The organism is Candidatus Methylacidiphilum fumarolicum (assembly GCF_949774925.1).
Classification (GTDB): domain Bacteria; phylum Verrucomicrobiota; class Verrucomicrobiia; order Methylacidiphilales; family Methylacidiphilaceae; genus Methylacidiphilum; species Methylacidiphilum fumarolicum.
Map to the genome: position 1 here is coordinate 2,198,222 of NZ_OX458932.1, position 12,992 is coordinate 2,211,213.

The 12,992-nt window shown below is 41.3% G+C and carries 15 protein-coding genes and 1 tRNA gene; 11 read left to right on the plus strand and 5 right to left on the minus strand.

Annotated elements, in window-relative coordinates; genetic code table 11:
• Positions 1-4 precede the first annotated feature (4 nt).
• Positions 5-643 carry an NADH-quinone oxidoreductase subunit C gene (locus tag QOL44_RS09995; RefSeq protein ID WP_009058240.1) on the minus strand — a complete coding sequence of 213 codons (639 nt, stop codon included), beginning with the start codon at positions 641-643 and terminating at the stop codon, positions 5-7.
• A 21-nt stretch (positions 644-664) separates the two neighbouring features.
• Positions 665-1,177 carry an NADH-quinone oxidoreductase subunit NuoB gene (nuoB, locus tag QOL44_RS10000; RefSeq protein WP_009058238.1) on the minus strand — a complete coding sequence of 171 codons (513 nt, stop codon included), beginning with the start codon at positions 1,175-1,177 and terminating at the stop codon, positions 665-667.
• 141 nt (positions 1,178-1,318) lie between these two features.
• Between nuoB and QOL44_RS10005 the strand changes: the two genes are divergently transcribed.
• The 11 genes from QOL44_RS10005 (at position 1,319) to rpiB (ending at position 10,661) form a co-directional block, all read left to right on the plus strand.
• Complete coding sequence (locus QOL44_RS10005) at positions 1,319-1,813, plus strand: arsenate-mycothiol transferase ArsC (RefSeq protein WP_009058237.1); 495 nt, start codon at positions 1,319-1,321, stop codon at positions 1,811-1,813.
• 124 nt (positions 1,814-1,937) lie between these two features.
• Positions 1,938-3,062 (plus strand): histidinol-phosphate transaminase, encoded by a 1,125-nt coding sequence (gene hisC, locus QOL44_RS10010; RefSeq protein ID WP_009058236.1) that lies wholly within the window; start codon positions 1,938-1,940, stop codon positions 3,060-3,062.
• The gene (locus tag QOL44_RS10015) at positions 3,059-3,916 is read left to right on the plus strand and encodes a prephenate dehydrogenase (protein ID WP_009058235.1); all 858 of its coding nucleotides are present in this window, start codon (positions 3,059-3,061) and stop codon (positions 3,914-3,916) included. The genes hisC and QOL44_RS10015 overlap by 4 nt, the downstream gene beginning before the upstream one ends.
• Positions 3,917-3,949: 33 nt before the next feature.
• Positions 3,950-5,200, plus strand: coding sequence for an ABC transporter permease (locus QOL44_RS10020; protein ID WP_009058234.1), 1,251 nt, complete (start codon positions 3,950-3,952; stop codon positions 5,198-5,200).
• Positions 5,193-5,888 carry an ABC transporter ATP-binding protein gene (locus QOL44_RS10025; protein WP_009058233.1) on the plus strand — a complete coding sequence of 232 codons (696 nt, stop codon included), beginning with the start codon at positions 5,193-5,195 and terminating at the stop codon, positions 5,886-5,888. Before QOL44_RS10020 ends, QOL44_RS10025 begins: the two co-directional genes overlap by 8 nt.
• Before the next feature lie 58 nt (positions 5,889-5,946).
• Entirely contained in the window at positions 5,947-6,831 is an 885-nt protein-coding gene (gene ilvE / locus QOL44_RS10030; protein ID WP_009058232.1) for a branched-chain-amino-acid transaminase, read from the plus strand.
• A gap of 614 nt (positions 6,832-7,445) precedes the next feature.
• Positions 7,446-7,931: a UvrB/UvrC motif-containing protein gene (locus tag QOL44_RS10035; RefSeq protein WP_009058230.1), complete on the plus strand. Its 486-nt coding sequence runs from the start codon at positions 7,446-7,448 to the stop codon at positions 7,929-7,931.
• A gap of 50 nt (positions 7,932-7,981) precedes the next feature.
• Positions 7,982-8,335, plus strand: coding sequence for a hypothetical protein (locus QOL44_RS10040; RefSeq protein ID WP_009058229.1), 354 nt, complete (start codon positions 7,982-7,984; stop codon positions 8,333-8,335).
• Positions 8,336-8,464: 129 nt separating this feature from the next.
• The gene (locus QOL44_RS10045) at positions 8,465-8,617 is read left to right on the plus strand and encodes a hypothetical protein (protein ID WP_166791414.1); all 153 of its coding nucleotides are present in this window, start codon (positions 8,465-8,467) and stop codon (positions 8,615-8,617) included.
• Positions 8,618-8,763: 146 nt separating this feature from the next.
• Positions 8,764-10,179: an NADP-dependent phosphogluconate dehydrogenase gene (gene gndA / locus QOL44_RS10050; RefSeq protein ID WP_009058226.1), complete on the plus strand. Its 1,416-nt coding sequence runs from the start codon at positions 8,764-8,766 to the stop codon at positions 10,177-10,179.
• A gap of 38 nt (positions 10,180-10,217) precedes the next feature.
• Complete coding sequence (rpiB, locus tag QOL44_RS10055) at positions 10,218-10,661, plus strand: ribose 5-phosphate isomerase B (protein ID WP_009058225.1); 444 nt, start codon at positions 10,218-10,220, stop codon at positions 10,659-10,661.
• A gap of 219 nt (positions 10,662-10,880) precedes the next feature.
• On the opposite strand, the gene QOL44_RS10060 is transcribed toward rpiB, so the two are convergent.
• The 3 genes from QOL44_RS10060 to QOL44_RS10070 form a co-directional block, all read right to left on the minus strand.
• Complete coding sequence (locus tag QOL44_RS10060) at positions 10,881-11,501, minus strand: RloB domain-containing protein (protein ID WP_009058224.1); 621 nt, start codon at positions 11,499-11,501, stop codon at positions 10,881-10,883.
• Positions 11,476-12,666, minus strand: a complete 1,191-nt coding sequence (locus QOL44_RS10065; protein ID WP_009058223.1) for an AAA family ATPase — start codon at positions 12,664-12,666, stop codon at positions 11,476-11,478. Before QOL44_RS10065 ends, QOL44_RS10060 begins: the two co-directional genes overlap by 26 nt.
• 117 nt (positions 12,667-12,783) lie before the next feature.
• Positions 12,784-12,856 (minus strand) — tRNA-Arg (locus QOL44_RS10070).
• Between the last annotated feature and the right edge of the window lie 136 nt (positions 12,857-12,992).

Sequence of the window (12,992 nt, forward strand, 5' to 3'; positions counted from 1 at the left end):
ATAATTATTCTTTTTGAAGCAGGGGCAGCTTTTCTGATTCTTTAATTTCTTCTAGTTCCTCAAGATTCTCTTCATCCCACTTAGCCCTTGGTTCTCTTTGATCCGACAATGGTGCAGGAGAAGACACAAAAGGACCTCCATCCAGAGGGGCTGGTCGAGCAAAGGCTATGGGACTTTGATCCGTTGGTTTTCCTTCGACAGGAAAATCCTTCCTAAGTGGGAAATAAGGATAACCTTCCCACATCAAAATCCGACGTAAATCAGGATGGCCTTCAAAAATAATGCCAAACATGTCGTAGGCTTCTCTTTCATGCCAGTTAGCAGTCGGATAAACAAAAGCAAGGGTGGGAACGATCGGATTGGATTCACTCACTCTTCCTTTAATCCTCAAAGAAACCCCTTTTTCTAAATTGTAAAAATGATATACAACCTCAAATCTAGGCTCCTCTCCCAAATGATCTACCCCTGAAATATCTAGAAGCAAAGAAAATCCTTTTTCTTCCTTTAAAAACCTCGCAACCTCCTGGATCATAGCTAAATCCATTATTAAGGTCCATTCACCACGAAACTCTTTGACTTCCAATAGTTTCGCAGGGAAGAGGTTCTGAATTTCTTTGGCTAATGGAAAAGACAATACAGACATAAACTTTGCTTGCTTTCTCTTTTAGGCTTCTATTTGTTTCAAGTGACGTAAGGATGATTCCTTATCTATTTTTTGCTGAAGCTTGATCAAGGCATCTAGTAGAGCCTCTGGCCGAGGAGGACACCCAGAAACGTACACATCAACTGGGAGTAGCTGATCAATGCCTTGAAGAACCGAATAGCTTCTATACATTCCTCCACTGGAAGCACAGGCACCCATAGCAATCACCCACTTTGGATCGGGCATTTGCTCATAAATCCTTTTTACCGAATAAGCCATTTTATATGTCACCGTGCCTGCCACAATCATCACGTCACACTGCCTTGGAGAAAATCGCATCACTTCAGCTCCAAATCGAGAAATATCAAATCTAGCACAAGCCGAAGACATCAATTCAATAGCGCAACAGGCAAGTCCCATTGGCATTGGCCACAAAGAATTCTTCCTCATCCAATTGATCGCCGCATCAATCCTAGTTACTACTACATCCCCTTCGATAGGAGAATTAAAAGCTACAGAGGTCGTTTGTGCCATATGTAAGAAAACTAAATTAAAAAAAATTATTCAATCAAGAAAAAAGAAGAAAAACTTGTAAAAGACAATTTAGGGCGATTTTATTTTCCCAATGCATATATTTCTCTACTAGTTAAATATTATAATCATTTTTAATAATATATGCAGAAAAAATTTATTTTATTTATATGCACAGGAAATATCTATAGGAGTCGATTCGCTCAAGCTATTTTCAATTTTCATGCTTTCCAACACTCTCTCTGTTGGGAGGCTTTTTCAAGAGGAATTGCCGCCTCAAAAACCCCTGGGCTTCTCTCGCCTTTTGTTAAGGAAACCCTGATTCAAAAAAATATCCCTTTATCTTTTGCTGGGACTGATCCAGTACAGCTTCATATTCGAGATCTTCAAAATGCTACCCTTAGAATTGCTTTGAGGGAAGAGGAGCATAAAGAGCCTCTTAAAAATCTATTTCCCGGATGGGAAAAAAACTGTCTTTTTTGGCATGTTGGCGATATCAATCTCATCCCTCCAGAAAGAGCTTTAAAGATGATTGAAAGTGCCACTCTTGAAATAATCGATACCCTCCTACAGATAGAGAAAGAAAAAAATAAATCACCCCTGGTTTATGGTCTTGAAAATTTAATACATAAGTGTTGATTGCTTGAGCATTATCTTTACTCATGCTAAATATGAATTTCTCCAGTTTCTATCAAATGCAGTGGACATTCCGTTCTGACAGCTCCAAAATGGAAACAAAACAGCATTCAACCCTTTCATACCAATGACAAATATCATTTCCACACAGATCAATCCAAGCCTGACAAAATTAACCCCTTACGAACCAGGGAAACCGATTGAAGAACTTGCCAGAGAATATGGCTTCAGTCCCAATGAAATCATTAAACTGGCCTCAAACGAAAATCCCTTAGGTCCTTCCCCTTTCGCAGCGGAGGCAATCGCTAGAAATCTCCATAAAATCCATCTTTATCCAGATGGCAATGGATATGCTTTAAAAAAGGCTTTGGCCGCTTCTCTGGGCATCGATCCAGAGAACATCGTTTTAGGAAACGGATCGAACGAAATTATCGAATTGCTCTTTCATCTTTTTGCATCCTCATCAACAGAAGAAGTCATTTTTTCTAAATATGCCTTTGCCGTTTACAAGCTCATGGCGGAACTCTTCGGAGCAAGCTTTAAGGAAGTCGATGACCTTTCCTTTTCTCATGATCTTCATGCGATGCTTCACTCTATAGGTCCAAAGACCAAGCTAATTTTTATTGCTAATCCAAACAATCCGACCGGCACTCGAATTCCCAATGAACAACTTTACGATTTTTTGGACACTGTTCCTGAGCATGTTGTCGTTGCGATCGATGAAGCATATATCGATTTTGTTCCCGATCCTCCCCAAACTCTTTCTTTTATCAAAAAAAGAGAAAATATCGTAATCCTCCGGACTTTTTCAAAGATGCATGGTCTTGCCGGTTTAAGAATTGGCTATGGCATAGCTCCAAAAAGCATCGCCAATTACTTGCAAAGAGCAAGACAGCCTTTTAATACCAATTTTCTGGCTCAGGTGGCTGCGACTGCAAGCCTTGAAGATAAACAACATATCCTCCAGACTCTAAAAATAACAGAAGAAGGGAAGAAAAGACTGGAAGATGGGTTCAATCGATTAGGGTTGCGTTTTATTCCTTCGAGTGCAAACTTTATTCTCGTTCATGTTGGAGATGGAGATTATGTTTTTAAATCTTTTTTAAAAAGAGGAATCATCATCAGGCCAATGAAAAGCTATGGATTGGCCGAATGGGTGAGAATAACTATTGGAACTCCAGAACAACTATCAAAACTGTTGGAAGCATTCCCTTCCATTCTGCTTCCCCTCCGTACCCTTAACAAAAAGTGAACAAAAAGACTTTTCCAATAGATACAATTACTATTATTGGACCAGGGCTCATTGGAGGATCTATAGCGAAAGCAGTCAAAGAAAGAGGGCTATGCAAAAAACTAGCGATTGCAGCCAGAGAGGAAGAACTAGATATAGTCAAAAGATCTGGCCTTGAAGCTGATCTGTATCATCAACTTGCTTCTTCCATTGCAGGAGCCGATCTTGTGGTGATCTGTGTCCCCTTCGATGCTCTAAAAACTATTTTACTTCAGATTAAAGACCATATTGAACCTCAAACCGTTATCACCGATGTCATCAGTGTTAAAAAAGAAGTCATGACTCTGTTTTCTGAACTCCTTGGAGAAAAAGTAGAATGGATCGGCAGCCATCCGATGACAGGCAGTGAAAGATCTGGTTTTGACGCTGCTAACAGCTTGCTCTTCGAAGGATCAACAACGATTCTTACGCCTGCCAATCATGTTTCTCCGCTGGCTATTGACTGCATAAAAACTTTTTGGGAGAAACTTGGCTCCATACCCATCGAACTGTCAGCAGAAGAACACGATGCACTGGTTTCCGAAATAAGCCATCTTCCCCATCTCCTAGCCGCCGTTCTTATTGAATCGGTAAGCAGCCAAAGTCTCCAGCTTGTCGGCCCAGGATTTAAAGATACAACCCGCATTGCTGCAGGCTGTCCAAGATTGTGGAAATCCATATTAATGGCCAATCGACATTACGTTCAGAAGATTGGAGAAAAATTTATTCGACAATTTCAAAAAGCATTAAACATTCTGCAGCAAGGAGATGAAAAAGCTCTTTTTGAACTATTGAACAAGGCACAGGCTATTAGAAAAAGATTAGAGAAAAAATAAATCATTCTTATATATTTCATAAAAATTAGCGCTATGCATCTGCCCTTTAGTCTATTTCTAGCCCTTCGCTATCTTCGTCCAAGAAGAAGTTTTGTCTCGGTTATAACTCTTTTGTCGGTTCTTGGAGTCAGCTTGGGGGTTGCTGTCCTGGTTATCGTCCTTTCTGTGATGGCTGGATTCAGCCTTGAACTTGAAAAGAAGATTATCGGATTTAATGCCCACCTAGTGGTATCCAATGGAGAAATTCTCTCTCGACCTCAAGCTATCATGGAACTTGTAGAGAAAGATCCGCTGGTTGTTGGGGCAGCACCATTTGTCAGTGGCCCAGTAATGGTTGAGTACGCCAGCCGTATCACTACTCCTATTTTACGCGGAATAAACATTGATCTAGAAGAGAAAGTCATACCAATAAAAAAATTTCTTATTGCCGGAAGTTATGACTTGGAAGGAGAGTCGGTTATCGTTGGGGAAGAATGGGCCAAACATAGCGATGCTTACCTTGGAGATAAAGTCCTGATTTATGCCCCTCGACACTTCCAGGCTTTCAGAGACAATTACCAAAAAGGCAAACAAACTACTATCTTGCCTTCAGAATTTACCATTACCGGTATTTTCAGGACTGGTCTTTACGAATACGACGCCAGTTATTTTATAACCTCCTTAGCCAACGCCCAATATTTGTACAGTCTTGGCAATGGCGTGCACGGGGTTTCTATTCGTATTCAAAATCCTTTAGCTGCAAATAAAGTCAAAGAACGGCTAAATCTTCGACTTCAACCCCCTGAAGAAGCATTGACATGGATAGATCAAAATAAACCTCTTTTTTCAGCGATAGCTATCGAGCGCATCGCCATGACTTTCATTTTGTTTTTTATAATCATCGTGGCCGCTTTTGGATTGTGCAGTACACTTATTACAATTACCGTCCAAAAAAGCAAAGAAATCGGTCTACTGAAGGCCCTAGGTGCTAGAGATGATCAAATCCTTTCTATTTTCGTTCTGCATGGATTTATTGTTGGTGTTTTCGGTACTCTACTAGGACTTGTCTTAGCCAGCTTCTCCCTATATTATAGAAACAGCTTTAGAGATTTTATAGGAAAGCATTTAGGCATCGACCTTTTTTCGGCCGATGTGTATCATTTTTCAACAATACCAATGGTAATAGATCCTCTACTGGTTGCCGGCATAAGTTTTGGGGCTATTGTCATTTGCATATTGGCGGCTTGGATCCCTGCAATGAATGCAGCGAAGTTAACTCCAGCAAAAGCGCTGCGGTATGAATAATTATGTTCTTGAAGCTCGTTCCATCAGCAAATCCTATATACTTGGCTCAGCCTGTATTGAAGTGTTGTCTAAACTCCATGTTCGATTCGAAGAGGGTCTTTTTTTTACCATCCAGGGAGCCTCAGGATCAGGCAAAACGACTCTTCTGCAACTCCTTGGAGGATTAGAAAAACCAGATAAAGGCTATATCCTTTACCGAGGAGAGAATATATTGCAACTTTCTGCCAAAGGATTAGCCAAATGGCGGGCAGAAACAATAGGATTTGTTTTTCAATCTTATCATCTCCTGCCAGAGCTTTCGGCTCTTGAAAATATAGAACTGCCCGCATTAATCATTGGAAAAGGAAACCAAAAAAAAGCTATGGAACTATTAGAAGCCGTTGGACTCGAGAAAAGAGCCAACCATCGACCCAATGAGCTCTCGGGAGGCGAACAACAAAGAGTAGCTATTGCCAGAGCTTTAAGGAACGATCCTCCCGTGATTCTTGCCGACGAACCAACAGGAAACCTGGATGGAGAAACTGGTAAACAGATCATAAATCTGCTCTTATCCATTCAAAAAGAAAAAAACAAAACACTCATTCTTGTAACCCATGAAAGAGAGATTGCATCTTTAGGAGATAAACAACTCTTGCTTAGTCATGGAAAAATAACTGAAATAGAAAGCAAGTTTTCAACTGAAATCTGAGGTATTCCCTTTATTGTCTACCTTATGATGGATCAAATAAAATGAAGGAAACGGTATTATGAAAATCTACATCAATGGTCTTTTTTATCCAAAAGAAGAGGCTAAAATTTCGGTATTCGATCATGGACTGCTCTACGGAGATGGGGTCTTTGAAGGAATAAGAGCTTATAACCGACGTGTATTTCGGTTAGAAAGGCATATTGAAAGACTCTTTGATTCTGCCAAAGCCATAAATCTATCCATTCCTTTATCTCCTGAAGAGTTTTCCGAAGCTATTCTAGAAACCTGTAGACAAAACGAGATCGAGAATGGTTACATTCGAGCTGTCGTTACCAGAGGTATAGGCGATTTAGGACTCAATCCACTACACTGTCAAAAACCTACCATCTTCATTATTGCTGATAAAATTTTGCTTTATAATCCAAAAATCTATCAAGAAGGACTTACCGTTCGGACTGTCTCCACACGCATATCCTCACATGGCTCAATCAGTCCAGCCATCAAATCCTTAAACTACCTAAATAAGATATTAGCAAAAATTGAAGCCAATCTTTCAGGAGCAGATGAAGGGCTTTTGCTCAACCAACTCGATCATATTGCCGAATGTACCTCTGAGAACATTTTTTTAGTTAAGAATGGCATCGTGATGACACCCCCAGTATCCGCAGGCCTCTTACCAGGCATTACAAGAGAAACCATTCTTTCCTTGGCAAAAGAGATGGAATTGAAAACAGAAGAAAAGAATCTGGTCCTATACGACATTTGGACAGCAGAAGAGGTTTTTATTACTGGAACCGGTGCCGAAATTGCTCCTGTCGTCGAGGTGGATGGAAGACCCATAGGAAAAAGAAAGCCTGGCGAGATCACCCTTTTACTCATGAAAAAATTTAGAGAGCTAACACAACATTCAGGGGTCAATATTTATGCCAAGGGAGACGCATAATTGATCAAGCAGCTAAGCATACTTAGATTCTTATGCTGATCCTATTCTATTACACTGGGAAGTTTTAGGCAGTAGAATGCTGCTGCCCCACCCTTGAAAAACTGACAGTTCCTGTCTGCAGCCGATCTGCCTACATACTCTCAGCACACCAACAAGATCCTTGCGTTTTCCAAAACAGTGAGCAAGGCATCGGCAGTACCTTCCTTTATGCTTTTATCGGAGGATACAGGCAGGACGCCAAGAGAATGACCGCCACCGGCACTCTGTGCAACAGTTAGCATAGGCTATGCGGTAAATCGCCTCGCCTATAGAGGGTGGATATTCTTCAGCTCTCCTGCTTTTCTATTCAATCAATTGCTCAGCAAGAAACTAACTCCCTATTGTTTAGTTAATTAAGTTAAACATAGGCATGGTTTATAGGCTACATAGCTTCTAGAATAGGCTAGGTATAAGGTAAATGCCAAACCAGGCTGCAAGAGGAAGGTTTGGCTTCCTTACACAAACGATCAACCGCATCTTTTTTTTGTCAGGCAAAAGATTTCTGATATGATATAAGTAGTTAAAAACTAATTTTGTATTTTTTTTAAATCAAGATATTAATAGTATCTAATCTTATGAAATGCGCTTTTTGTAATGAAATGGCTACAGTTCATCTCACTCAAATTGTGGGAGAGAAAATGCAGAAAATAGATCTGTGTGAGAAATGCGCTAAAGAGAAAGGAATCTCAGACTCGATGGCCTTTTCTCTAACCGATATGCTTCTTGGAGATGAAACGACTAAAAATCATATTCATGAAGGGGAACTGAGTTGTCCCCAGTGTGGATTTACTGAAACCGATTTCAAGAAAACAGGAAGACTCGGTTGTCCTGCCTGCTATGAAACTTTTTCCGAGATTATCGAAACCATTCTTAAAGACATGCATAAGGGCGTGGTGCATAAAGGAAAGACTCCAAAAAAGTTTGCAAAAGCCCAGTTTTACCAAACCAAAATCAAGCGCCTTCAAGAAGATTTAAAGAAAGCTGTAGCTCAAGAAAAATACGAGGAAGCAGCTACAATTAGGGATGAAATAGCACAGCTAGAAAATCTTATAAAATCCTAAATTTTGCTGGGATAAATTTCTTTCCTCTTCCTCAAAAGCACTACTGTTTTATGGTAGTCGCTCATGCAAGAACCAAACCGCCAAGAGAAAGCTTGGGAGAGGGCGAGCAATGCTCCGATTCCCAAAGGCACAAGGTTGCCGGTGTCGGAGAATACGAAAAAGGCAAGAGCCAAGCTGCCCAGGCTCCACGCCCGCATCGCCAATATCCTGCAGAAGCCTTACAAAAGCTCACGCCTAACCTCACCCGACGGTTTCATCCCATTGTCATCGAAGATTTGAATGGGCATGAGAAGCTGAAAAGCCATCCCCTGATCAGGTCCATTGCCGATAGGAGTTTTTTCGATTCTGGTAGCAACTGGAATACAAGGCGGAATGGTGGGTTGGTGGGAGTAGCCGATTGCTGATTCCCGTCCTGTAATACCTGTTCTTCTTGCGGAGCGGTTCGGGGAAAAATGTCGCTGGCTGTTCGCCAGTGGATCTGTTAGGATTGTGGAAGCCTCCAGGAGCGGGACGTGTATGTGGCCAGAAATTCCATGGCGTATGGCTTAGCAGGACTAAGTGGGTCTACGGCGAGTTCTGCTGGATCTGAAGCCTGGGGAGAGGAAGGCGCTGGCCGTCGTCGCAAGCCAGGAGTGAAACCAGCCTCGATCATGCAGGAAGTCAGCTTTGTTTCGGCTGACGAGTAGAAATGAGCAAGTCTGACGGAACGGTACAAAACAGTAGCCAAAAATAAGTTATCGTTTTGTCTTCTTCCGAAACAATAAGAGCGGATATTTTTTAAAGTTTATAAGAAAGAACCAAATATTTCATCACTTTTAAAACCGAGGTTATTATGGGAAAAAGCTTTATTGGAATCATTGGTCTTGGGGTTATGGGAAGAAATCTCGCCCTCAATATTCTTGATCATGGCTTTACTGTTTCTGGCTTGGACAAGGATCTCTCTAAAGTCGTCGCCCTCAAGGAAGAATCCAAGGAGATGGCTTCTTCTTTTGACTCAGTTGAGAATTTTATTCATTCACTAGAAAAACCAAAAAAAATCTTATTTTTTGTTCCTGCAGGTCATGTTGTGGATCAGGTCATTGAAGAGCTGCTCCCTTTTTTAGAAAGTGGCGATATCCTTATTGATGGAGGCAATTCCTTTTTCCGTGATACGGAAAGACGACAAAAGGAGTTAAAAAACAGAAACATCTTTTTCATTGGCATGGGAACATCTGGGGGAGAAAGCGGTGCTCGTCATGGACCTAGCCTTATGATTGGGGGAGATAAGGAGGCCTATGAACATTTGAGGTCGTTGCTAGAGGCCATCTCGGCGAAAGTTGAAGGAGAGCCTTGTGTGGACTATATGGGTAGAGGTGCGGCGGGTCATTATGTAAAGATGGTTCATAACGGAATCGAATATGGAATCATGGAATTAATTGGAGAATGTTACGACTTTGCGCATAGGGTTCTTAAGTTGGATGAAAAGAAAATTTCAGATCTTTTTGAACAGTGGTCTAAGGAAGAACTAGCTAGTTATTTGATGGAAATAACAGTCCATATTTTACGTAAAAGAGACGATAAGTCCAACGACCTTTTGTTAAATAAAGTCCTCGATGTTGCTAGGCAACTTGGAACAGGCGCTTGGACCTCTGAAGAAGCTTTTTCGCTCCAAGTCCCTGCCCCAATCATTGATGCAGCGGTTACCATGCGAAACCTTTCTTCTCGAGTGGAAGAGCGAAAAGCATATGCACAGCATTTTAAATCAGGCCTAGTAAGTGACATTTCAGAAGAAACTTTTTCTTCTCCTTTTTATGAAGAGCTCAAGAAAGCCCTTTTTTTAAGCATCATTTGTACGTATGCCCAAGGTTTTTCCTTATTGAGTGAAGCTTCCAAAAGATACGATTATTCCATTGACCTAGAGAAAGTGGCTAAAGTTTGGAGAGGAGGATGCATTATCCGTTCGCAGTTTTTAGAAAAAATTCGCGGGGCTTTCCAAGCCAATCCTCAATTATCTAATCTATTATTAGATCCTAATATTTTTAGGGAAATAGAAGAAAAAAATCTCCTTGGATCTCTGCGAAACTTCTGTTTATACGCAATTAAAGTCGGCCTACCGGCATACGCTTTTCTTTCCGCACTAAGCTACATTGATGCTTTCAGAAGTGAGAAATTACCAGCAAACTTAATACAACTGCAACGAGACTATTTTGGTTCCCATACCTACGAGAGAATTGATCTGGAAGGAACGTTTCACACCATTTGGGAATAACTTGACTTCCAGTATAAAATTTTCTCAAGATAGCCTATATGAAAATCGCTTTAGGGTCTGATCATGCAGGATTTCATTATAAAGAGAAGGTAAAAAAATTCTTAGAAGAGTCTTGCCTAGAAGTCATTGATTGCGGAACATTTGCTGCGGATCCTCCGGTAGATTATCCTGATTATATAAGACCAGCTGCCTTATTGGTTGCTCAAGGAAAAGCTGATAGAGCCATCGTTTTCGGAGGTTCGGGCAATGGAGAAGCTATGGTGGCCAACAAAGTCAAAGGGATACGTTGTGCCTACTGTTTTAATGAGGAATCGGCACGTCTGGGCAGGCTCCATAATGATGCTAATGCTATCTCTATGGGAGAAAGATTAATTTCTGAAGAAATGGCCTTGAAGATAGTTAAAATTTTTCTTGAAACCCCTTTCGAAGGCGGTCGGCATATTCCACGAATCAAAAAAATGATGGAGTATGAAAATATGTAGCATTTTCTTACTACCTCGATACAACCTATCATCTTTCCTTACAGCATGGATGGCAGTTCCTTTGCCAAAGGATAAGTGTCCATGGATTGAATTTTAGAAAATAGTGGCCTAGCCATCCCTACATTTTCTAGGACGCATAGCTCTCTTGCTACTCGCCTCTGACGAAGGGAAGAAGTAGCGCTTCTAGAGGCTTAGTCACTGGAAGCTTCTAAGGCATCGTTATTTAGGCAAGGGCCAATACATCCATTCGAGAAGCTCCCCTAAATTCTTTATCTTTTTTGCCGCTCGTTCTATTTCCTTGGCACCGATTCGGCTACGTAACTCATACCTTGTTAGTGGTTTTTTATATTCGCGCAAATCCAATTTCCTCTTTAGCATGTCTTGAGCGTTTTCTGCAGTAAGGGATAGATTTCCCTTTTCATCACAAAGATGCTGTAGCAAAAAGCCTTCATGATTGGGTTCTTGCCAAAGAATAAGAAATCCGTTTTCTTTGGCTTTTTCTTTTGCTTTCTGACATTCATCGGGATTGTTCTTACACACATCCTTATCCATGAGAATCACTTTTTCCTTCCATGTGTAGTCTCCCTTGCTTGCTTTTTTGATTGCTTCTGCCACCATTTTACACGGTCCACCCCCCTTGACATTATAAGATCTAAGAAAAACGGGTAGGGGAGGATCCTTTTCCTGTGCCAGCTCGTTAAGCAGGGCTACGTAGGCTTGCTCGCTTTCGCCTTCACACGCAACAAAGATACTTTTCTTCTTCTTCAGCTTCATTTCCTCTTTAGGCTTTCTAGAAAAGAGAGAGGTTGCTTCTTCATCCAATGTTAGGAAGGGCCCCATAGACACCCTGCCTATAGCCGCGCACAAAATCTTCGCTATCACTAATCCCTTCAATGTCGGCTAGCCGATACATCCTGGTATACCCTTCTTTTGGGGTTTTCTCACAAAAAAGGATTTCCTCTTTTTTGAGTTCTTCTAAAAGGTGAATAGTATGGCAGCTAAAGAATAGCTGAGCGCCAGAGGGATTCTTTTCAGGATCCCAAAACCAACTGATAATCTCCCGAAGCACATCAGGATGAATGGAAGCATCCAGTTCATCAATAACGGCGATCCCACCAGTTTTCAAAACCATCCAAAGATGCGGGAAAGAGCGAAGAAAAGATTGGGTGCCATTGCTTTCTAAAACCCATGGAATGGATTCTTTTAAGCCCTGATGGGTAAAAATAAGCTCCCCATTTTGAGAAATCTTTAGTTCAAGAAGTCCTAAATCCAGCCGACGCAGTTCCCGGTTGGCCTGTTTCAGAAGTTCAGGGTCCTGTCGGAATAGAAGAATCAACCGTTCAAGAGAGAGAGCCTCCTTATACCAAAAAAGATTGTACCGAATTCCCTGCAAAACCTTTTGGAACTCAATGGCTATCTGATGGCCTAGCTGTGCATACGTGGAAATGACACTGGTGTTGGGACGGATTTTGAAAACAGAAGGTAATGAGAGGATTGGAAACAAATCAGTTCCTTGGATCCTTCCATCATCTCCCCGCTCAAATACTAGCAATGGCTTCCGGGCCGTACTGGGTTTGTAGGAAAGAGATTCTTTTGTGACAGAAGAAGGTAACGACTCTTTCTGGCCTTGAATCTCAACCTCATACCGATACACTCCCGCTTCTCCTTCTCTTCCAGGAAAAAGCGACCTTTGTCCGATTTCCACTGCCAGCCGCGTTGGCTTTTTTGCCCAATGTTCGTTTTTAAATTGAAAATCTGGCAGTGGCTGATATGGTGGAAGTTGAAAGCTGTCTGTGGCAAACCAAGCCAAAAACGAAATCGCCCGAAGGAAAACCGTTTTTCCCGAAGCGTTTGGCCCAAAGACCGCTACCACCTTGGGAGCCCGCTTCTTAGCATTTGGATAGATAGGTGCAAAACGAGGATCATCAGGGACTCGGAGGCAAAAGTCAATCTCTTGTCGGTCGGCTATGGAGTAAAAATTTTCGATTTCTAGCCGGAATAGCATGTTTTGTTTAATCTTTTAGTTCTATTTGGCAATTTACTTGGGATTTCAAAAGCTAGAAAGAGAGTTTTTTACTCTTTTTCTATGCAACAAGGAGATAAAACAATGGAAAAGGAGAAGCGCACTCAGAGGGATTCGAACCCCCAACCCTCGGTTCCGAAGACCGATGCTCTAGCCGTTGAGCTATGAGTGCATGCAACTAAAAAATATAATACTAATGCCACAAAAGAATGAAAAAGGGAATACGAGTAAATCTATTATTTTCTTGTTAACAATTTTTAAACTTAATAAATTTCAAATTTGATAACAAAATGCAATCTTAGTTTTTC

Coding starts and splice junctions, on each gene's coding strand:
- nuoB (WP_009058238.1), bottom strand. CDS start 1,177: ATGGCACAAACGACCTCTGTAGCTTTTAATTCTCCTATCGAAGGGGAT.
- QOL44_RS10060 (WP_009058224.1), bottom strand. CDS start 11,501: ATGGGGCCCTTCCTAACATTGGATGAAGAAGCAACCTCTCTCTTTTCT.
- QOL44_RS10025 (WP_009058233.1), top strand. CDS start 5,193: ATGAATAATTATGTTCTTGAAGCTCGTTCCATCAGCAAATCCTATATA.
- QOL44_RS10020 (WP_009058234.1), top strand. CDS start 3,950: ATGCATCTGCCCTTTAGTCTATTTCTAGCCCTTCGCTATCTTCGTCCA.
- rpiB (WP_009058225.1), top strand. CDS start 10,218: ATGAAAATCGCTTTAGGGTCTGATCATGCAGGATTTCATTATAAAGAG.
- QOL44_RS10005 (WP_009058237.1), top strand. CDS start 1,319: ATGCAGAAAAAATTTATTTTATTTATATGCACAGGAAATATCTATAGG.
- QOL44_RS10035 (WP_009058230.1), top strand. CDS start 7,446: ATGAAATGCGCTTTTTGTAATGAAATGGCTACAGTTCATCTCACTCAA.
- gndA (WP_009058226.1), top strand. CDS start 8,764: ATGGGAAAAAGCTTTATTGGAATCATTGGTCTTGGGGTTATGGGAAGA.
- QOL44_RS10040 (WP_009058229.1), top strand. CDS start 7,982: ATGGTAGTCGCTCATGCAAGAACCAAACCGCCAAGAGAAAGCTTGGGA.
- ilvE (WP_009058232.1), top strand. CDS start 5,947: ATGAAAATCTACATCAATGGTCTTTTTTATCCAAAAGAAGAGGCTAAA.
- QOL44_RS09995 (WP_009058240.1), bottom strand. CDS start 643: ATGTCTGTATTGTCTTTTCCATTAGCCAAAGAAATTCAGAACCTCTTC.
- hisC (WP_009058236.1), top strand. CDS start 1,938: ATGACAAATATCATTTCCACACAGATCAATCCAAGCCTGACAAAATTA.
- QOL44_RS10065 (WP_009058223.1), bottom strand. CDS start 12,666: ATGCTATTCCGGCTAGAAATCGAAAATTTTTACTCCATAGCCGACCGA.
- QOL44_RS10045 (WP_166791414.1), top strand. CDS start 8,465: ATGGCGTATGGCTTAGCAGGACTAAGTGGGTCTACGGCGAGTTCTGCT.